This is a genomic window from Streptomyces sp. NPDC043427 (assembly GCF_056436655.1).
The window spans coordinates 116782-136012 of sequence record NZ_JBWKCC010000005.1 but is presented as its reverse complement, the minus strand read 5'-3'; the positions used below and the strand labels follow the sequence as shown (position 1 = coordinate 136012).

The following is a 19231-nucleotide window of genomic DNA, read 5'->3' as shown; positions in this document are numbered from 1 at the left end:
ACTCGGGGGACGGCTCGGAGAGGCACTCAGCGATTCGCTCGGAGAGTTGCTCGGGGGCGCCATCCCTGGGCCGACGCCCGCTGCTCCGCCTAAGCTGGAAATCGCCATGCGCGGGCCGACCCCAGGGAGGCTGCGATGACGGAGGCGTCCGGAGGTGCTCGCTATCTACGGATCTCCGAGCACGGGCTGATCGGAGACCTGCGCAGCGTCGCCCTGGTGGGTACCGGCGGCACGATCGACTGGTACTGCTGCCCGTCCTTCGACGCCCCGAGCGTGTTCGGCTCCATCCTGGACGCGGAGCGCGGCGGCTGTTTCGAGCTGGCGGCGGTCGGGGCGGCGCGGACCAAGCAGTTCTACTTCCCCGACACCAACGTCCTGATCACCCGCTTCTTCACCGAGGACGGGGTCGGCGAGGTGCAGGACTTCATGCCGGTGGGCGGCGGGCCGACGGAGGCCGAGCGGCATCGGCTGATCCGGCGTGTGGTGTGCGTGCGCGGTTCGATCCCGTTCCGGGCGCGGGTGGCGCCGAGGTTCGACTACGGCGCCCGGGAGCACACCTTGCGCTTCGTCGGCGACGTGGCGGTCTTCGACTCCGGCGAGCTGTCGCTGGGGCTCACCGCGACCGTGCCGCTGGAGGCCGAAGGGCCGGACGTGCGGGCGGAGTTCAAACTGGCCGAGGGCGAGTCGACGGTGTTCGCGCTGGACCAGGTCGGCGGCGAGGTGTCTCCTCGCCGGTGTGCGCGTACCGAGGCGGACGAGCAGTTCTCGGCGACGGTGGCGTACTGGCGGCGCTGGCTGTCCGCCTCCAAGTACCGTGGCCGCTGGCGGGAGATGGTGCACCGCTCGGCGCTCACGCTGAAGCTGCTGACGTACGCGCCGACGGGTGCGATCGTGGCCGCGCCCACCACGAGCCTGCCGGAGATGTTCGAGGGCGACCGCAACTGGGACTACCGGTACCTGTGGGTGCGTGACGCCGCGTTCTGTGTGTACGCGCTGCTGCGACTGGGCTTCCACGGCGAGGCCGAGGCGTTCATGAAGTTCGTGACCCGGCACATCAGCCCGGGCGACGGCAAGGCCTCCGGCCCCCTGCAGATCATGTACGGCATCGACGGCCGCACCGACCTGCCCGAGCGGGAACTCGCCCATCTGGAGGGGCACTTCGGGTCCGCGCCGGTGCGGGTCGGCAACGCGGCCGCGGATCAGCTCCAGCTCGACATCTACGGCGCGCTCATCGACTCCATCTACCTCTACGACAAGTGGGCGCAACCGATCTCCAGCGACCAGTGGGACGACGTGTGTGCGCTGGTCGACTGGGTGTGCGCGCACTGGGACCAGCCCGACGAGGGCATCTGGGAGACCCGGGGCGGTCGCCGGAACTTCCTGTACTCGCGGCTGATGTGCTGGGTGGCGATCGAACGGGCCATCCGGATGGCGAACCGGCGCGGCCTGCCCGCCGACCTGACGCGCTGGCGGGAGTGCCGGGACGCGATCTACCGGCGGATCATGAGCCGGGGCTGGTCCGAGCGGCGCGGGGCCTTCGTGCAGCACGAGGACGGCGACGTGCTCGACGCGGCCGTTCTCATGATGCCGCTCAGCAAGTTCATCGCGCCCACCGATCCCAAGTGGCTGTCCACGCTGGACGCGCTCACGAAGGACCTGGTGTCCGACTCGCTGGTCTACCGCTACGACCCGGTGGCCAGCCCCGACGGGCTGCGCGGCGACGAGGGCACGTTCTCCATCTGCTCCTTCTGGTACGTCGAGGCCCTGGTCCACGCGGGCCGCCTGGACGAGGCACGCCTCGCCTTCGAGAAGATGCTCACCTACGCCAACCATCTCGGCCTGTACGCCGAGGAGATCAGCCACACCGGCGAGCAACAGGGCAACTTCCCCCAGGCCTTCACCCACCTCGCCCTCATCAGCGCGGCGTTCAACCTGGACAAGGCACTGGGCTGACCGTGCATCGGGCGGGGTGCGGTCGTGGTCCGAGCGCGTAGGGCCTCTCCATGACCGGTGCACGGGTGGCGCTGATCGGCGGCACCTCGAACGTCGGGAAGCCGACGGTGGCCCAGCCCGCGGCCGAGCGACTGGAGTCCGCACACCGGTCGACGGACAGCCTGGCCCGGAACCACGCGGGTGGCGGCCGGTCCGTGGGTGAGCTGGCCGAAGCGGTGCTCGGGTACGTCGGCGCCGGCGCCGGCTGACGGAAGGGAGACCGGCGCTCGAGTGGGGCGAGCGCCGGTCGGCTCGGGGTGGGGATGTCGCGGTGGCGTGACGGGGGCTGTCGTGCCTGTACTGCTTTAGTGCCAGACCGACGGCTCATCCGGAACCCCCCGGGCCGAGCGAACTGCTTCCCGGTACCAGGTCGGCCTCCGTGGGCATCACGGGCACGCTCGCCGCGATACTGGGCCGGGTGATCGAGATGACTGCCCCCGCGATCGATGCAACCTTTGGGGCGGTCGGGGTGTCCCATCTGACAACAGAACCCGCACCAATCGGGGGGACATCATGATCCGCAGCAGAACCGCATGGGCGGCCGCCGCCCTCATGACCGCGACGCTGGCGGTCGCCGCGGTACCGGCCGAGGCCGCTCCGGTCGCCGCCGCTCAGGCCACCACCTGCCCGACCGGCTGGGGCAGCGTCGAGAAGACGAGCACGGCCTCCACGGCCAAGCCGCTGAAAGACATCAGGACCGGCCGTCACGACTGCTACGACCGGATGGTCTTCGACGTCCCCGGCGCGGGCACCAGCGAGCTCGGGTACTACGTCAGCTACGTCGACCAGTTCTACCTGGACGGGTCGGGCCGTCTGGTACCGGTCAGCGGCGGAGCCATCATCGAGGTACGGCTGCACGCCCCGGCGTACGACCCCGAGACCGGGACGGCCTCGTATCCCGGGGTGTCCGGCCGCGCCCTCCCGGGCGTGAACCTCACCGGGTACCGCACCTTCAGGGACGCCAAGTACGGGGTCAGCTTCGAGGGCGACACGCAGGTCGCCATCGGGGTCCGCGCCCGGTTGCCGTTCCGGGTGCAGGTGCTGCCCGACCATATCGTGGTGGACGTCGCCCACACCTGGTAGGTGCCGGCACGGACCCGCGCCGTCACGCCGTCTCCCGCGCGTTCTCCCTTCCCGTGCGGGCGGCGGCGTGGCGTACGTCGACGCCTGTGATCGCCAGGGCCAGTGGCCCCGGGGCGAGGAAGGCGAGCGGCAGCAGCATCCAGGCGCACAGGGCGGCCGTGACCAGCGCCAGCAGGACCAGCGCGCTGCCGCCCGTGTCCCGTACGGCGTCCCGGGCGGCCTCGCGGACCGCCTCCCGCCAGTCGGTGAGGGACTCGGGGCGTCCGCACGCCCTGAGGCCCACCACTGCGACGCCCAGGCCGATCCCCGCGGCCGCCACGGCGAACAGCGGCGCCCCCGGTAGCCCCGCCCCGGCCAGCGCCAGGTCCGCCGCGCACACCAGCGCGCCCGCGAGGGCGACGGCCCCGGCGAGGAGGTCGCCGGCCCGCAGCCGCTGCCGTAGCAGCGCGAAGTAGCGCCCCGCGGTGGCCGGTTGTCCCTCCCCGGCGCCCCGCAGCACCGCGCACGCGGTGGAGAGCGCGGCCGGGGCGGTCAGGAGTGGCAGGCAGGTCAGCGCCATGGCCAGGCCGACGCTCAGGACGTCGGCGAAGAGGGTCATGCGGGGGCCGAAGACCTCACCCGGCTCACGTGTTCGCATGCCGCTCACCCCTTGAGTCCGGAGCTGGCCATGCCCTCCACCAGGAACCGCTGGAAGGCGAGGAAGAACAGCACGATGGGCAGCAGCGCGATCACCGACATCGCGAACATCGGGCCGAACGCCGACTGGCTGGAGGCGTCCACGAAGGACCGCAGGGCGAGGGTGAGAGTGAACTTGTCCGGGTCGAAGAGGTAGATGAGCTGGGTGAAGAAGTCGTTCCAGGTCCAGATGAACGTGAAGATCGCCGTGGTGATCAGCGCGGGCCGGGTGAGCGGCAGTACGACCTGGAAGAAGCTGCGGAAGGGGCCGCAGCCGTCGATGCGGGCCGCCTCCTCCAGTTCGCGGGGCAGACCGCGCATGAACTGCACGATGAGGAAGACGAAGAACGCCTCCGTGGCGAGGAACTTCGGCAGGATCAGCGGCCAGTAGGTGTTCACCAGGCCGAGCTGGTTGAAGATGATGTACTGCGGGATCAGCACGGCGTGGTGCGGCAGCATGATCGTCGCGATCATGAAGGCGAACAGCGGACCGCGCAGGCGGAACCTGAGGCGTGCGAAGGCGTAGGCGGCGAGCGAGCAGCTGATGACGTTGCCGAGGACCGCGCCGCCCGCGATCAGCAGCGAGTTGGACAGCAGCCGCCAAATGGAGACGTCGTTGACGCCCTCGAAGGCGGTCTTGTAGTTCGACCACTCCAGGTGGCCGGGCAGCAGGTTCAGGCTGGCGATCACCTCGTCGGCGGGCTTGAGCGAGGTGGCGAGCAGCCAGGCGAGTGGGTAGAGCATGACCAGCAGGGCGGCCAGGCAGCCGAGGTGCAGGGCGATCCGTCCCCAGCGAACGGGCTTGCGGGACACGGAGGTCGATACGGCGGTCATCGGACTCCCCCATCGGTGTCGGACGCGTAGAAGACCCAGGAGCGCGAGGTGCGGAACAGCACCGCCGTGACGGCGCCGATGACGAGCAGCAGCACCCAGGCCATGGCGGAGGCGTAGCCCATGTGGGAGGCGACGAAGCCGCGGTCGTAGAGGTACATGGTGTAGACGAGGGTCGAGTCGGCGGGGCCGCCCTTGCCCGCGCTGACGGCGAAGGCGGGCGTGAAGACCTGGAAGGCCTGGATGGTCTGGAGGACCAGGTTGAAGAACAGCACCGGGGACAGCATCGGCACGGTGACGGACAGGAACTGCCGCCACTTTCCGGCCCCGTCGACGGCCGCCGCCTCGTAGAGCTCTGCGGGGATCTGCTGGAGACCGGCGAGGAAGATGACCATCGGCGCGCCGAACTGCCACACCGTCAGCAGGGCCACCGCGAGCAGCGCCCAGCCGGGTTTGTTGACCCAGCCGCCGGTGCCGAGCAGGTGGTCGACCGTGCCGCCGTCGTTGAAGACGGCCCGCCACACGAGGGCGATCGACATGGAGGCGCCGAGCAGCGAGGGCGCGTAGAAGGCGGAGCGGTAGAAGCCCCTGCCGCGCTTCATGGACTTCAGGGCGAGCGCGACGACGAGCGCGAGCGCCAGTTGCAGCGGCACGGCGATGACGACGTACGTCAGGGTCGTGACGACCGACCGCCAGTAGCGGGGGTCCTCGGTGAGCATCTGGACGTAGTTGCGCAGGCCCACCCAGCGGGGCGGGTTGAAGAGGTCGTAGTCGGTGAACGACAGGTACAGCGACACGGCCATCGGCAGGAGCGTGAGGACGATGGCGCCGAGCACCCACGGGGAGAGGAACACCCATGCGGCGCCCTCGCGTTCGCGCTTGGGGCGGCGTTTCGGGGCGGGGGTGGGGTGCGACGGGCGTGCGGTGGGTGCGGGGACGTCGGTGGTGGTCATGACCTCAGCTCCGCCTTCGCCTCGGTGACGTAGTTCTCGGCCGCCTCGCGGGGCGACATGCGCTCGTAGGAGACCTGGTCGTAGTCGCGTTGGAAGGTGGTCTGCAGGGCGTTGTCGCCGGAGGGCGGCGCCTGCGGCGGGTCCTTCAGGGTGCCTTCCAGGGAGGCCTGGAAGTCGGCGATGGTCTTGTCGAAGTCCTTGAGCTGCGCGGCGGTCTCCTCGCGGATGGTCTCGTTGACGGGGATGCCGCGGGTGGCGCCGAGGATCTTCGCCGCCTCGCTGTCGTTGATCATGAAGTCGACGAGTTCGGCGGCCTCCTTCGGGTGCCCGGTGTTGGCCGCGACCCCGAGGAACATCGACGGCTTGAAGTACTGGCCGGGCGTGCCGTTCTCGCCGGACGGCATCGGGGCGAGCGCCACCCCGCCCTTGACGATCGCGAGGTAACCGCTGGACGGGGCGTCCCAGTTGGCGTCGGCGATGGCCTTGCCGCGCCCGAGCGGGGTGTTCTCCACGGACCCGTCGAGCTGGGTGGTCTGCTCGGCCGGGGAGACGGCTCCCTCGCGGCGCAGCTTGTCGGCGAAGGTCCACCAGCGGGTGAGGTCGTCGGCGGTGAAGCCGAGCTTGCCGTCCTTGGTGTAGAGGGACTTGCCCCGGCCGCGCAGCCACACCTCGAAGGCGTCCTCGCTCTGGCCCGGGTCGGTGGCCCCGGGTTTGCCGGTGCTCTTCGCCAGCGCGCGCATGGCGTCGGCCCAGTCGTCCCAGGTCCAGCCCCGACGCGGGAGGGGTACACCGGACGCCTTCCACGCCTGGACGTCGTACACGACGGTCTCGGTGCCGCGGCCCTGCGGGACGGCGTACTGGGTGCCGTCGACCCGCCCGGTGCCGAGCAGGCCGGGATCGATCTCGGAGGTGCGGAGTGCGTCCTTGTGTTTCGCCAGGTCGAGCAATACGCCTCCGGAGGCGTATTGGTCGATCTGGCGGTAGTCGAGCTGCATCACGTCGGGTGCGTCGCCGCCTGCGGCCTGGGTGGCGAGCTTCTGTTTGTAGGCGTCGTAGCCGGAGAACGACGTCTGCACCGTGATGTTCGGGTGCTGTTTCTCGAACAGGGCGACGGCCTGCTCGGTGCGCTCCGCGCGGTCGGGGTTGCCCCACCACGTGTAGCGCAGCACGACCTTGCCGCCGCCGACCGATTCCCCGGATCCCCCGCATCCGGCCAGCACCGCACAGAGTGCGAGTGTCAGAGCCGACGCGCAGAACCCCTTTGTCCTGTGTCCGGGCATGCCGAGGTCACCTCATCCCTTCCTCGGACTTCCTGTTGGCCCCCCTCCGGCCCCCCTTGGCCTTGCTATTCGCCCTGGTACGGCAGCGTCGTCCCCGGCAGCGCGTACTCGTCGCGGCGCCCGCACATGCCGAAGCCGCCGAGCCGGGTGGGCGCGGCCTCGTGGGCGGTCGCCCCGCCGAGATACGACGGCTCCCCCTCGGCCAGCGCGTCGAGCTGGGCACCGGTACGTTCGGCGGTGGCGAGGGCACCGGCCCGCCACAGCTCGCGCCAGGTGGGCACCTTGTCGCGGACGAGCCGGGCGGCGGCGCGCTGGAACTCGACGTACGGGCCGTTGTCGCCGTCGACGAGGGCCTCCCGCAGCACGAGGTAGCCCTCGACGGCAAGGTCCCGGCGGCGCCGTGCGACGGCGGCCGTCTCGGGTCCGGTGCCGGGCGGAAGGGCGGCCGCGGCCGCGTACTTCTCCGGGTCGGCGAGCACCTCGGGCGGGAAGGTGAAGACGGCGTCCCCGGCCTCGGGCAGACCGCTGTTCTGCATCAGCACGGTGATGCGCAGGTCGCCGCCCTGCACCATGCGGTGCACGGTGCCCGGCGTGAACCAGGCGACCGAGCCGGGCTCCAGGGGGATGTCCCGGTAGCCGTCCGGGCTCAGGGTCTGCACCGCGCCCCGGCCGCCGGTGACGACGTACGCCTCCGTGCACACCAGATGCAGGTGCGGGCTGCCGCCGCAGACGCCGTCGGCGGCCTCCCAGTCGTAGGCGCTGAGGTGGGACAGGCCGACGGCGCCGGGCAGGGGGTGCGGAAGAGTCGGCTTGGAGCCCTGCCCCTCAAAGTCCTGCTCCACGGCTTCGTTCACCACGGCAGGCCCTCCAGGTACGTTCCGACGCGGTCGCGGTCCCAGGCGCCATCGGCGACGACGATCCGGTAGCGGTACGCGAAGGACTCCCCCGGCGGCAGCTCGAACTCCTCGAAGAACGCCCACGAGAACGCGACCGTCGGGATCGGCTCGGAGCGCACGAACCAGTGCGATTCGTGGATCGCGCGCTGCTCGTCGAGGTTCTCCGGCGCGTGTGCGAAGACGAGCGTGGAGTGGCCGTCGACGTCGTCGTGCTCGGTGGTGAAGGCGAGCCACGGGCCCTGGGTACCCATCAGCTTCTCCGCACCGGCGTCGCTGTCCGGGGCGAAGGCGGCGCCGCCGGTGAAGTCGCGGGGGCCGCGCCACTGGAGGCCGGTGTAGCCGGCCATCTCGCGTCCGGCGGTCGTCGGGGAGCCGAAGGCGAGGGGTTCGTCGCGGAGGTTGGTGAGGCGGATCGACCAGTCCAGGGCCCAGGCGCCGGCCTCCTCGTCGACCGAGTGGACGGTGAGGCCGCGCTCTTCGCGGGCCCACTCCTCGCCGCCGTTCGCGACCCAGGTGAGGTCCTCGGCGAACGTGAACCGGTCGTCCTCGACGGCGAACACGGGGAAGCCGTCGTGCCGCATGGAGCCGACGCGCTCGGGCAGGGCGAGGTAACCCTGGCCGTGGACGTAGGAGTTGCCGCCCCAGAAGTTCTGGCCGGAGAGGTGACTGGCCGTCATCTGCAGGCCCTTGTGCCAGCGGTGGTCGTTCGGGCGGTAGCCGGTCACCGTGCGCCCGGACAGGGTGCGCACCGGGTGGGCGTAGGGCTTGCGCGACTCGAACGGCTCCGGGTCCGGCCGGTAGACGTAACGGAGGATCTCGGTGCCGTCCGACGCCGAGACCGCGATGTGCTCGCCGTGGACGTGGCTGACAAGGATCGCGCTCATACCGTCTCCTTGGGGGCCCAGTGGGGGTGGTCTCCGTGCATGGCCGGGTAGAAGGGGTCGCCCGGCGCGATCTCCCCCGCGTGGACGGGCTGCCCGGTGAACGCCGACTTGTAGAGGGCGGCGGCGAACTCGAGGGTGGCGCGGGCGTCCGGACCGCTGCCCGGGGGACGGACACCGTTGTCGTAGGCGTCGAGGAGGGCGCCGAGCTGCGCGGTGTGCGAGCTGGGCACGTCCGTCGCGGGGGTGCTCCAGGCGGCGGCGCGCTCGGAGGCGACGTGTGGGGCCGGGGTGTAGACCCAGTCGTCGTTGCGGTGCCCGTAGAGGTGGGTGAGCTCGATCGTGGCGTCGGAGCAGTCGATGCGGACGCGGCTCACCTCGTGGGGGGACAGCACGCTGTTGACGACGGTGGCGAGGGCGCCGTTCTCGAACCGGACGAGGGCCGTGGAGACGTCCTCGCTCTCGGTGTCGTGGACCAGGCGCGCCGCCATGGCCCGCACCTCCACCCAGGGGCCGAGCAGGTGGAGCAGCAGGTCGTACTGGTGGATCCCGTGCCCCATCGTGGGCCCGCCGCCCTCGGTGGCCCAGCGCCCGCGCCAGGGCACCGCGTAGTAGGCGGCGTCACGGTGCCAGGTGGTCTGGCAGTGCGCGACGAGCGGCGTGCCCAGGTCGCCGCTCGCGATCAGCTCGCGGGCGTGGACGGCGCCGGAGCCGTAGCGGTGCTGGAAGACCACGGACGCGTAAGCGCCGGACGCCTCCTCGGCCGCCGCGATGTCGTCGTACTCGGCGAGCGACAGGCACAGCGGCTTCTCGCACAGCACCCAGGCGCCCGCCTTCAGCGCGGCCACGGTCTGCTCCTTGTGCAGGGACGGCGGCGTGCCGATGAGGACCAGATCGGGGCGTACGGCGTCCAGCATCGCGCCCATCGAGGTGTACCCGGCGACCTCCCCGCCCGCCAGCTCCCGGAAGTCGTCGAGGCGGCCCTGGTCCACGTCGACGGCGGCGACGAGCTCCGCCCGGTCGGCGTGGGCTCTGAGTGCCGGGAGGTGGCTCCCGCCGACGATGGCGCCGGTGCCGACCACGGCGACGCGGCGGCGGGGTGCGGACGGGGACGGAGACATGCGGTCCTCCTCGGACGGCCGGCTGCCCGGACGTGCAGAAAGCGCTTACACCCTGGTGACCTTAGGCGTTGGTGAATGTCAGGACAACCCCTGGGCGGAGAGATGCGGTAAGGCTTGCCTGGCGCCGCTGTGCGGCATGCCCCGGTGGCCCCGGGCACGGCCTGGGAGGAACCCGCAGGACCGGGAGTTGGAGCGGCGAGTCAGGAGAGATAGGGCACCACGGCCGCGGCCACGAGACCACAACCGAGGTAATGGTCCAGCATGTGGAAGTCGACGGCCGCGATGTGCTCCTCGTGGTGGGCGTCGACGTCGAACCGCTCGCCGAGTCGCCGGGGCACGGCCACCAGGTCACCGGGGTCCGCGATGTTCACCCAGCGGGCCAGGCCGGGCGGCCGGCTGCCGCGCCCGCCCCTCGGCGCGGGATCGAGCATCTCGAACACGCCGCCGGGCAGCCCGAGCGGCGAACCGAGGGTCACCAGCAGTTCGACCTGGGGCAGCGCGTGGGCGTGCAGGGCCTCGTAGGCGACGACCGAACCGAGCGAGTGGGCGATGACCACCTTCGCCCCCGACGCCTCCACCGCGTCCGCGACCACGCGGCGGGCACCCTTCCGACGCGCCGGAGAGGCCAGGTAGCCGTACACCTCGGGCAGCAGGGCGACGGCCACCCGGGCCGTTCGCTCGGCCGACGCCGAGCCCCGCTGGGCGAACCATGCCAGCGCCTGACGGACCGGCATCGTGCCGAATGCCTGCCCCTCGGGCGGGTCATCCGGCAGGCCCGCCGCACGCAACCAGGCCAACAGCAAGGCCTGCTCGCCGGCACTGAGATCGTCCACGTCGTCCACGACGGACTGCGCTTCGGCATCGTTGAGCAGATCGGCGTAGTAGGCGGCATGAATGCGTGGTGAGGCCACGTGCCCGAGGCCGGCCGCCCGGTAGCCGTTCGCGAGGGCCCCGGCCCACTTCTCCGCGAACACGGCCGCGGCCTCGTCCGCGGGGACCCCCGGCAGCCAGTTCCGTACGCCGTGAACGACGACCACGTCGTGGTGTGTCACCTTGATTCCTCCCCCGTAGCGGCCCAGCTGAAGTACGAGATGCGCGATCCGGACGCGGCAAGCATCCCCGACGAGGAGACAGCCAGCGGGCCCGTCCCGCCCGGAACCTGTACCTGCCCCAGTGGTTCCGATCGGTCGAACGGCGCCCAGGCGCGGATGGTTCCGTCGTAGGAGGCAGTCACCACACGCATCCGCCGGCCGCGCTGCGCAACGTGCATCCGCTCAAGCGACAGGGCGGTGGCCTCGAAGGAGAACGCCGGGCGCCGGTCGGCGGTGAAGTGCCCGGTGACCCAACCGGACTCGAACCCGCGCACCAGCACCGGCTCCCCCTCGTGCAGCCCGTACAAGGCGGCGATCACCTGTGGTTCCTCCCGAAAAAACAGATCTTCCGGAGAATCCAGATCCTCCGGGAAATCGGCGTCCTCCGGGAAACCGGGACCGTCGTTCCCCAGACCCGACAGATCCGTGCCGGTGAGTACGGGCAAGGGCTGTCCGACGTCGACCCGCCGCAGTTGTTCGGGGTGTTCGGCGTCCGCGAGGTACAGGCGGCCCGCGAAGTCGCGGACCGCCAGGAGGGGCCTGCCCGCGAGACCGGTCCAGAACAGGTGGCGTGGCCGTACGGACCAGCGCCAGGTGTGCTGGACGCTGCCGTCCGTCATGTCGACGGCGCGGGCCGTCCCCCTGACGTCGCCCACGAAGGCCACAGGCCGGCCCCGCACGACTCCCGCTGTGGCCGACTCCGCGTACGGGTAGTGGCCGGTCGACAGACAGAGCCCGTCCTCGGTGTCCCAGGTGTGCAGCGCACCGCTCGCGTCCAGGCTCAGCGCGAACTGCCGGTCCCGGTGAGCGGTCATGGCGACACAGACCACCTCGTCGTCGTGCCCCTCCCAGGGGGCGAGCCGCTCCGCGCTGTCGATGCGGTTGAGCACGACGACCCCGTAGTACTTCGACTCGGCGACCGCGAGCAGCCGGGCGCCGTCACCGGCGAGGGCCCGCAGGCTCGTGCCCGCCGGGCGGAGGTGGGAGCGCACGAGGCCGCCCGGCAGCGCCGGGTTCCGCAGCGAACGGACCTCGACCCGCTCGGCCCGTCCGATCGCGAGATGCTCCTCTCCGTTGATGTCGAGCAGCGCCGCCACCTGGTTCCTGCCTGCGGAGTCCGGCACGTCCAGCACGGTGCCCGCGTCCATGTTCAGGACGCGGACCCCGTCGTCCCCGCAGGTGACGACCGTGCGGTCGGTGCCGTTCCGGCTCGGCAGGAGGGTGTGCACGGGGGCGGAGTGCACGCGTCTGCTGCGGTGGTTGCCACCGTCGGCGTCCCACAGTTCGACCGTGCCCACCGAGGTGCCCACGATCACCGTGGGGGTGCCGTCGAGCTCCGCGAGGGCGACCACCTCGGCCGTGGCGGCCTGCTCCATCTGGAGCATGTACGGGTGTTCCTCGTCGCCTTCGCTCGCGTCGAACCAGCTCCAGAGGATGTCCACGTGCCACAGCCGTTCGCCGGTCCGGGTGTACAAGTAGAGCTCCTGCGGCGCGCAGACGGCCACGACCGGGGTGCCGCGAAGTGTGCCGAAGGCGATGGCCGTCACCCGGGCGGGCAGGGAATCCGACCAGGCGATCCGCTGGGTGTCCAGGTGCCACACAGTCAGTTCGCCCTCCTCGGTGCCGATGGCGACCAGGAGGGTGTCGTCGGACATCCCGGCCGAGAGCGCGGTGACCTCGTGGCCGTTGACCTGGAGGTCGTCCACCAGCCCTCCTGTCCTCGTGTCCCAGACCTGTACACCGCCCCCCGCGTGCGCGGTCACCACGACGGGGCCCTCGTCTGAGGGGACGAAGACGGCCCGTTCGGGGTGGCTCAGGGCGCTCTCCGTCTCCCGGGACTGGGACCCCCACTGGAGGACGAGCGGGTCCGGTGGCCGGTTGTCCGGGCTGCGCAGAGCGTCGAGGCCGTGCTCCAGCCACTTCTCGTCGGCGCCGATGGCGCTGGTGCGCAGCCACTCCCAACGCACCCAGGGGTCCTTCTGGGGCGCGAGCGCCGATTCGATGATCCGTGCGGTGTTCCGGGCCCGCAGGGAGCGGGCGTGCGGCAACTGCGCGCGCAACTCCGTGGGGCTCGCGTGCACGAGGAACGCGGGCGACTTCAGCAGCTCGTCCAGTCGCCCGGCGGCCACCGCGTGCTCGGCGGTGTGCCGCAGTACGTACGGCAGGGCCAGGTCCCACGCCGGATTGCCGTGTTCGTCCTTTCCGGGGACCGTGGCCACCAGGGCGTCGAAGAGTGCGCCGTGGTCCGACGAGGCCGGAGCGAGGTGGTCGGACAGACTTTGGTGGAAGAACCGGTAGAGCCGGCGTCCGTCGGTGTCCTTGCCGGAGCGGACATAGAACGCGGCCGCCTCGATCGCCTGCTTGACGTCCGCGAGGTCGGGAGCCTTGTCTCCGGGAGCGGTGAACGCTTCCGCCACGGCACGGATGATCTCCAGCGGCATGCCCTGGCCGCGGCCGTGGGCGAGGGCGCGCAGCACGGCGTGGATGGCAGGCCGGTCCTTCGCCAGCACCCCGAGATGGAGATCGAGCATGCCGGGCAGGTCGTTGGGGACGCGGCGGACCGCCTCGTCCGCCTCCAGCGCGGTGTCGTATGCGCCGAGGTAGTGCGCGAACACCGAGGCGAGCAGGAAGCCACCGCCGTGCGGAACGGCCGACAGCCGCCTCGCGACCGCCTTCGCCACGTCGTCCCGCAGCCCGGCCGTGTGGCGGCCCACATATCCGGGGGCCTCCTCCAGGAGGTCGGCGAGGTAGTTGCGGAGATCGGACTCGTGTTCCTCTGCGGGAGTACGGTCGAGGTCGACGCGGTCCGTCGCGTACGACGACCGCGGCCCGAGTTCGGGAAACCTGTCCCACCAAGGACGCACCCCGATCACGACCTTGCACACCGGGGGCCGGTCGTCGTCGGCACCCTTCTGGGCCAGCGGCAACAGGACCGAGCGCAGCAGCTCGGTGTCGAGGGACGCCTCGTCCAGGGCGTCGACGATCACGACGGCCGGCGTGCCCGCTCCCCGTTGGCGCAGTTGTTCCAGCATGCCCTCGACCGTCCAGCCCCGCAACGGTCCGTCACCCAAGCCGAGTTGGCGGGCGATGGACGCGATCACGGCGGCGGGGTCGCGCTGCCGGGCGTGGACCGCGGCGAGCAGCGGGTGCCGCTCGAAGCGCAGATGGCGGGGAACGACGGACCGGATCGTCCGGGACACCTCCGCGAGCTGGGGATGCGCGAGGCAGGCCAGGACACCCAGCAGAGCGGACTTCCCTGATCCGGGACTGCCGGTGACCACCATGGTCCGCCGTGCCCGGTCGTCCTCCAGCCACTCCTTGAGCTTCGCCAACTGCCGTTGTCGGCCGGTGAAGAAGCAGCGGCCGGCGACGTTCTGCTGGTGCGGTGTTCCGGAGGCCCGGGAGACGAAGTGCAAGGGGTCGAGCGCGGGGTCGACGGCGGACGCGAACTGCCACAGGCCGTTCTCCAGATGCTGTTGATACCGGCCGGCCGGGGTTTCACGGAAGCCCGGGTTGCGGAGAAAGGGCGGGACCGGGACGTCGGCCTCGGGATGCGCCGTCCTCAACACCCGCTGGGGAGGGCCGCCCTGTGTGCGTGCGAGGCGGGCCAGCTCTCGGTCGATCTCCTGCGCGAAGGTCTCGACCGGCACGTGTGTCAGACCGGGAGACAGGTCCAGCCAGCCGAGCCGCAGCCGCTCCAGGACGGCGACGGTGGCCTGTGAGAAGCGTGCCCCGTAGGCCTTGCGGTCCTCGGCGCAGGCGGCGATGACCCATGCACGTCTGCGATCCGCCGGCAGGCCGTGCAGCCACTGTTGCAGGGGGGCGCGGCCCGCGCCGCAGACGTCGAGGAGGAACAGCACGGGAGGCCCGCCGTCCGAGTTCTCCACTTCCTTCAGCCAGGCACCGATGTCGGCGGCCGTACGGTCGGGGCGGCGCGAGTCGGTGTTCTTGGCGGCCAGGTAGAGGGAGTTGTCCACCTGGCCGTTGATGCCGTGTCCGATGAAGTGCACGATCAGCCCGGTGCCGGTACGCGCGCAGTCGTCGTAGGTGAACTCCCACAGGTTCTGGAGGTCTTCGTACGCGAGGTCGAGGCGAGGACTGTCGGCGTGCAGTGATACTCCCGGATGCCTGCCGAGCAAGGCGGCCAGCTCCGGTGCGACGGTGCGGACCGAGGGCAAGGGGGCCAGTGGGGGCCGGGCGAGGGGGTCGTCGGGCAGCCGCCTGCTTTCGTCGAAGGTGCTCATCCCGACTACGAGCGCTCTTACCACGGACCCCTCCCCTGCCCTTGTTCAGCGGATTCTAGGTACTGTCGCTGCCCGCGGGCGCCGTCCCCCGATTGAACGGAGACCTGCATGACCCCCCACACCGCACGCCGCCGAGCCGCAGTGGTCGGACTGGGCGCCCGCGCCGGGCTGTTCGTCGAGGCGCTGGCCGGGCCCTACGCGGACCGGTACGAGCTGGTCGGCTTCTGCGATGTCAACTCCCACCGGATGGCAGTCCACAACGCCTGGCTCGCGGACGCGCGTCCGGGCCGTGCCTCCGTAGCGGCGTACGCGGCCGAGGACTTCGACGAGATGCTGCGCCGGGAACAGGTGGACCTGGTCGTCGTGTGCACGGTGGACCGCACCCACGACCACTACATCGTGCGGGCCCTCGAAGCGGGCTGCGACGTGGTCACCGAGAAGCCCATGACGACGGACGCCGACAAGGCCCGCCGCATCCTCGACGCGCGGCGGCGCACCGGCCGCGAGGTCAGGGTCGCCTTCAACTACCGCTACAACCCGGTGCATTCGGCCGTTCGGGAACTCCTCGCGGACGGCGGGATCGGCGAGGTCGGCTCGGTGCACTTCGAGTGGCTGCTGGACCTGCGCCACGGCGCCGACTACTTCCGGCGCTGGCACCGCGACAAGGCCAACTCCGGCGGCCTGATGGTGCACAAGTCCACGCACCACTTCGACCTGGTCAACTGGTGGCTCGGCACACGTCCCGAGACGGTCTACGCCCAGGGCGGCCTGTTCTTCTACGGCGACGAAGCCGGCCGGCGCCGCGGCCTCGCCCGTGACTACGACCGCGCCCACGGCTCCCCGGCGGCCGAGACCGACCCTTTCGCCCTGCGCCTGGCCGACTCGCCCGTGCTCAGCGCGCTGTACCTGGAGGCGGAGGCGGAGGACGGCTACCACCGCGACCAGAACGTGTTCGGGCCCGGGGTGACGATCGAGGACGACATGGCGGTGCTGGTCCGGTACGCCACGGGCGCCAGTCTCACGTACCACCTGACCGCGTACTCCCCGTGGGAGGGCTACCGGATCGCCTTCAACGGCAGCGAGGGGCGCCTGGAACTGCTGGTGGAGGAGTCGACGTGGGCCCGGCCCCGGGTACGCGCCGACGGTTCCGAGGCCGTCCTGCACGGCACCGAGGTCGAGGACACCGCCGGACGCACCGAACTGCTGCTGCGCCGCTTCTGGGAGGAGCCGCGTGAGATCAAGGTCGCGACCGGCGAGGGCGGGCACGGCGGCGGTGACGTACGCATGCTGCGGGATTTGTTCGGCACCCGGGCTCCGGACCCCCTGCACCGCGCGGCCGACGCGGGCGACGGCGCCCTCTCCCTGGTCACGGGGCTCGCCGCGAACCGCTCGTTCGAGACGGGCCTTCCGGTGCGGACACGGGACCTGCTGGAGCTCTGAGACGTCACCACTCGCCCTCGATGGCTTCCGCCAGTCGGGAGACGGCCTTCAGCTCGGGCGGGTTCCGCAGGGAGGCGACGGCCTGCTCGCTCGCGAACTTGCGCTGCGCGGCCGTCACGGTGGGATCGACAGCGCACTCGGCCTGTACGTAAACGTAGTTGACGGCGGTCGCGAACAGCATCGAGAACGCGTCCAGGCCCTTGATGGCCGCCGGGCCTCCGGCGCCCACGTACGCACGCACGATCCGCCGGGCGGAGTCGGCGTGGAAGTGGTTTCGCCCGGCCCACACATACACGACATGAGCGAGTTCGCGTTCCGGCGCTATGGGCCCGGTGTTGTCCCAGTCGAGGAGGAGCGGCCCGGCCGGACCGACCAGAACGTTCTGGGGCTGCACATCGAGATGTGACGTCACGAGATCACCAGGGCCGGACGGAGTGACGTGGCGTCCCAACTGCTTCGCCGACGTGGCGATGAAGCGGTCGAGCTCGTCCGCCCACGGCATGTCTTCCCGGCGTACCGCATCGTGCAGCTTCCCCCAGTCGGCGTCCTCGGGGCAATGTTCGTACCAGGAGTTCGGTGCCTCGGTCGCGCCCGCCCCGGCCCTGTGGAGGAGTGCCAGGGTCCGGCCGCACCAGTCCAGGATCTCCGGACGGGAAGCGTCCGCCTCTGCTCCGTCCACCCAGTCGTAGAGCTTCACGTAGGAACCGCCCAGCGCGGCGGGGAGCTGTGAGACGTATGCCTCCTCGCTGTTCGGGAAGAGCCGGGGCGAGGAGATCCCCAGCTCCTCCGCGGCGTTGCGGAACGCAGCTTCCCGGTGGACCTGCTCCTCGTCGCAGCCGAAGAGCAGTTCCTTCACGGCCCATGCGGAGCCGTTCCCGGTCAGCTTCCAGATCTGCCCCAACGCGCCGCGTGTGACAGGTGCGACCGTCCAGGCTCCGGTGCCGAGCGCATAGGTCTCCGCGATGTGATCGGCTGCTGCGCTCCGCATCTCAGTGCCTCTCCGGCTGTCGAACTGACGGCCACTGGTGGGTGGTTCGACAACAGCAATATCACCGGACCGGTCGGACGGCCTCCGAATTCCCGCCCAGCGACTCCAGCACCCGCGGCGACGCCTGGAGTGCCGTCCGCTGCATCAGGTCCAGCACACCGTGGATTCCGCCCATCTCCGAGCCGCCTCCCGCGCGCCCCGGGCCTCCGTGCCGCAGGGCGGGCAACGGTGAGCCGTGGCCGGTCGTCTGGTCCTTGTTCGTCGAGTCCAGCAGGTGCAGCCGCCCGTGCCAGGGCGCCGCCCGGCGGACGAAGCCGGTCGTCCAGGTCAGGTCGTCGCTCACCAGGGACGCGGCGAGGCTGCCGCGGCCACGGGCGATCAGGTCCGCCGCGTGTGCGGTGTCGCGGTACGCCAGTACGGAGGCGGCCGGGCCGAACGGCTCGACCTCGTGGGGCGCCGAGGCGTCCGGGTCCGCCGAGATGAGCAGCGTGTCGAGGAAGGCGCCCTGCTCCGGGTCGGCGTCGACCACCCGCACCTTGTCGGGGTCGCCGTGCACGAAGCGGCCGGACTCGGCGATACGGCGTGCGGCCCGGCGTACGTCGTCACGCTGGGCGAGGCTGACGACGGCGCCCATGCGGACGCCGTCCGCGGCGGGGTTGCCGATGACGACCCCGGCCAGTTCCGCCGAAATCGCGTCCAGGGCGGCGAGTTCATGTTCCCGGGGAACCAGGACGCGGCGGATCGCGGTGCACTTCTGGCCCGCCTTGACGGTCATCTCGGTGACGACCTCGCGTACGAACGCGGTGAACAGTGGTGACCCGGGCCGTACGTCGGGGGCCAGGACGAGGGCGTTGACGGAGTCCGCCTCCGCGTTGAAGCGGACGGAGCGGGAGACCAGGTTGCGGTGGGTGCGCAGTGTCTCGGCCGTGGCGGCCGAGCCGGTGAAGGAGAGCACGTCCTGTTCGCGGAGCAGGTCGAGCGCCGGACGGACGGAGCCCACGACCAGTTGCAGGGCCCCGGGCGGCAGGACCCCGGCGTCGGTGATGATCCGGACCAGGTGTTCGGTGAGGTACGCGGTGGGAGTCGCCGGCTTCACCACCGAGGGCAGGCCCGCCAGCACCGCCTGGGCCAGCTTCTCCAGGGGCGCCCAGACGGGGAAGTTGAAGGCGTTCACCTGGAGCGTCAGGCCCGGTGACGGGGTGCGGAGGTGGACGCCTAGGAAGTCGTCGCCACGTGCGAGGCGTTCTGCGGGGCCCTCGATGAGGTGGGGCGCGTCTGGGAGTTCGGTGCGGGCGCGGCCGGTGTAGTCGCGCAGGACACGGATGCCGCCATCGATGTCGTAGCGGGCGTCGACCGGGGTGGCTCCCGCGCGGGCGGAGAGCGCGTACAGCTCCTCCCTGCGGGCGCGGACCGCCACCGCCAGCGCGTCCAGGAGGTCGGCCCGCTGGTGGAAGGTCAGCCGGCTCAGCGCCGTGCCGCCGACGCGCCGTGCGTGGTCGAACGCCCCGGCGAGGTCGAGTCCCGCGGAGGAGACACGGCAGACCGTCTCGCCGGTGACCGCGTCGCGTACGTCGGCCGCGTCGTCGGTGGCCGTCGGGGTGACCCAGGTGTCCTGCAAGTAGCTTTCGAGCATGGGATACGACCACTTTCGTCGAGGGGGCGGTGCGGAACTCGGCGGGGAGACGGGCTAGGGGTCTGTCCGGCGGATCAGGTCGCGGGATAGCGGCGGCAACGAGTTGGCGCAGGTGAGCGGGGC

General features: G+C 71.2%; 15 protein-coding genes. 4 read left to right on the top strand and 11 right to left on the bottom strand.

Going from position 1 to position 19231, the window contains the following annotated elements:
• Positions 1–135: 135 nt before the first annotated feature.
• The 3 genes from AC067M_RS12585 to AC067M_RS12575 all read left to right on the top strand — a co-directional run bounded on the left by AC067M_RS12585 (position 136) and on the right by AC067M_RS12575 (position 3075).
• Positions 136–1953 carry a glycoside hydrolase family 15 protein gene (locus AC067M_RS12585; RefSeq protein ID WP_478696997.1) on the top strand — a complete coding sequence of 606 codons (1818 nt, stop codon included), beginning with the start codon at positions 136–138 and terminating at the stop codon, positions 1951–1953.
• Between the two features lie 50 nt (positions 1954–2003).
• Positions 2004–2201: a hypothetical protein gene (locus tag AC067M_RS12580; RefSeq protein ID WP_478696996.1), complete on the top strand. Its 198-nt coding sequence runs from the start codon at positions 2004–2006 to the stop codon at positions 2199–2201.
• Positions 2202–2505: 304 nt separating this feature from the next.
• Positions 2506–3075, top strand: coding sequence for an AMIN-like domain-containing (lipo)protein (locus tag AC067M_RS12575; RefSeq protein WP_478696995.1), 570 nt, complete (start codon positions 2506–2508; stop codon positions 3073–3075).
• A 22-nt stretch (positions 3076–3097) separates the two neighbouring features.
• Here AC067M_RS12575 and AC067M_RS12570 read toward each other — a convergent pair whose 3' ends face one another.
• The 9 genes from AC067M_RS12570 to AC067M_RS12530 form a co-directional block, all read right to left on the bottom strand.
• Positions 3098–3712, bottom strand: coding sequence for a hypothetical protein (locus tag AC067M_RS12570; protein ID WP_478696994.1), 615 nt, complete (start codon positions 3710–3712; stop codon positions 3098–3100).
• Between the two features lie 5 nt (positions 3713–3717).
• Positions 3718–4584 carry a carbohydrate ABC transporter permease gene (locus AC067M_RS12565; protein ID WP_478696993.1) on the bottom strand — a complete coding sequence of 289 codons (867 nt, stop codon included), beginning with the start codon at positions 4582–4584 and terminating at the stop codon, positions 3718–3720.
• Positions 4581–5534 carry a carbohydrate ABC transporter permease gene (locus AC067M_RS12560; protein ID WP_478696992.1) on the bottom strand — a complete coding sequence of 318 codons (954 nt, stop codon included), beginning with the start codon at positions 5532–5534 and terminating at the stop codon, positions 4581–4583. Before AC067M_RS12560 ends, AC067M_RS12565 begins: the two co-directional genes overlap by 4 nt.
• Positions 5531–6814, bottom strand: coding sequence for an ABC transporter substrate-binding protein (locus AC067M_RS12555; protein WP_478696991.1), 1284 nt, complete (start codon positions 6812–6814; stop codon positions 5531–5533). Before AC067M_RS12555 ends, AC067M_RS12560 begins: the two co-directional genes overlap by 4 nt.
• Positions 6815–6879: 65 nt before the next feature.
• On the bottom strand, positions 6880–7605 hold the full coding sequence (locus AC067M_RS12550) for a cupin domain-containing protein (protein WP_478697111.1): 726 nt from the start codon (positions 7603–7605) through the stop codon (positions 6880–6882).
• A gap of 59 nt (positions 7606–7664) precedes the next feature.
• Entirely contained in the window at positions 7665–8594 is a 930-nt protein-coding gene (locus AC067M_RS12545; protein ID WP_478696990.1) for a DUF6807 domain-containing protein, read from the bottom strand.
• On the bottom strand, positions 8591–9712 hold the full coding sequence (locus AC067M_RS12540) for a Gfo/Idh/MocA family protein (RefSeq protein ID WP_478696989.1): 1122 nt from the start codon (positions 9710–9712) through the stop codon (positions 8591–8593). Before AC067M_RS12540 ends, AC067M_RS12545 begins: the two co-directional genes overlap by 4 nt.
• A gap of 200 nt (positions 9713–9912) precedes the next feature.
• Positions 9913–10764 carry a serine peptidase gene (locus AC067M_RS12535; RefSeq protein ID WP_478696988.1) on the bottom strand — a complete coding sequence of 284 codons (852 nt, stop codon included), beginning with the start codon at positions 10762–10764 and terminating at the stop codon, positions 9913–9915.
• Positions 10761–15047 carry an AAA family ATPase gene (locus AC067M_RS12530; protein ID WP_478696987.1) on the bottom strand — a complete coding sequence of 1429 codons (4287 nt, stop codon included), beginning with the start codon at positions 15045–15047 and terminating at the stop codon, positions 10761–10763. The genes AC067M_RS12535 and AC067M_RS12530 overlap by 4 nt, the downstream gene beginning before the upstream one ends.
• Before the next feature lie 108 nt (positions 15048–15155).
• On the opposite strand from AC067M_RS12530, the gene AC067M_RS12525 reads away from it, so the two are divergent.
• A complete protein-coding gene (locus AC067M_RS12525; RefSeq protein ID WP_478696986.1) occupies positions 15156–16487 on the top strand; it encodes a Gfo/Idh/MocA family protein in 1332 nt (443 codons plus the stop codon).
• Positions 16488–16491: 4 nt separating this feature from the next.
• Here the strand turns inward: AC067M_RS12525 and AC067M_RS12520 are convergent, their stop codons facing one another.
• Positions 16492–17475, bottom strand: coding sequence for an aminoglycoside phosphotransferase family protein (locus AC067M_RS12520; RefSeq protein ID WP_478696985.1), 984 nt, complete (start codon positions 17473–17475; stop codon positions 16492–16494).
• A 61-nt stretch (positions 17476–17536) separates the two neighbouring features.
• Entirely contained in the window at positions 17537–19108 is a 1572-nt protein-coding gene (paaZ, locus tag AC067M_RS12515; RefSeq protein ID WP_478696984.1) for a phenylacetic acid degradation bifunctional protein PaaZ, read from the bottom strand.
• Between the last annotated feature and the right edge of the window lie 123 nt (positions 19109–19231).

Bases quoted from the DNA above. Each gene is read 5' to 3' on its own strand.
- AC067M_RS12585 (WP_478696997.1), top strand. From the start codon at position 136: ATGACGGAGGCGTCCGGAGGTGCTCGCTATCTACGGATCTCCGAGCAC.
- AC067M_RS12580 (WP_478696996.1), top strand. From the start codon at position 2,004: ATGACCGGTGCACGGGTGGCGCTGATCGGCGGCACCTCGAACGTCGGG.
- AC067M_RS12575 (WP_478696995.1), top strand. From the start codon at position 2,506: ATGATCCGCAGCAGAACCGCATGGGCGGCCGCCGCCCTCATGACCGCG.
- AC067M_RS12570 (WP_478696994.1), bottom strand. From the start codon at position 3,712: ATGCGAACACGTGAGCCGGGTGAGGTCTTCGGCCCCCGCATGACCCTC.
- AC067M_RS12565 (WP_478696993.1), bottom strand. From the start codon at position 4,584: ATGACCGCCGTATCGACCTCCGTGTCCCGCAAGCCCGTTCGCTGGGGA.
- AC067M_RS12560 (WP_478696992.1), bottom strand. From the start codon at position 5,534: ATGACCACCACCGACGTCCCCGCACCCACCGCACGCCCGTCGCACCCC.
- AC067M_RS12555 (WP_478696991.1), bottom strand. From the start codon at position 6,814: ATGCCCGGACACAGGACAAAGGGGTTCTGCGCGTCGGCTCTGACACTC.
- AC067M_RS12545 (WP_478696990.1), bottom strand. From the start codon at position 8,594: ATGAGCGCGATCCTTGTCAGCCACGTCCACGGCGAGCACATCGCGGTC.
- AC067M_RS12540 (WP_478696989.1), bottom strand. From the start codon at position 9,712: ATGTCTCCGTCCCCGTCCGCACCCCGCCGCCGCGTCGCCGTGGTCGGC.
- AC067M_RS12530 (WP_478696987.1), bottom strand. From the start codon at position 15,047: ATGAGCACCTTCGACGAAAGCAGGCGGCTGCCCGACGACCCCCTCGCC.
- AC067M_RS12525 (WP_478696986.1), top strand. From the start codon at position 15,156: ATGACCCCCCACACCGCACGCCGCCGAGCCGCAGTGGTCGGACTGGGC.
- AC067M_RS12520 (WP_478696985.1), bottom strand. From the start codon at position 17,475: ATGCGGAGCGCAGCAGCCGATCACATCGCGGAGACCTATGCGCTCGGC.
- paaZ (WP_478696984.1), bottom strand. From the start codon at position 19,108: ATGCTCGAAAGCTACTTGCAGGACACCTGGGTCACCCCGACGGCCACC.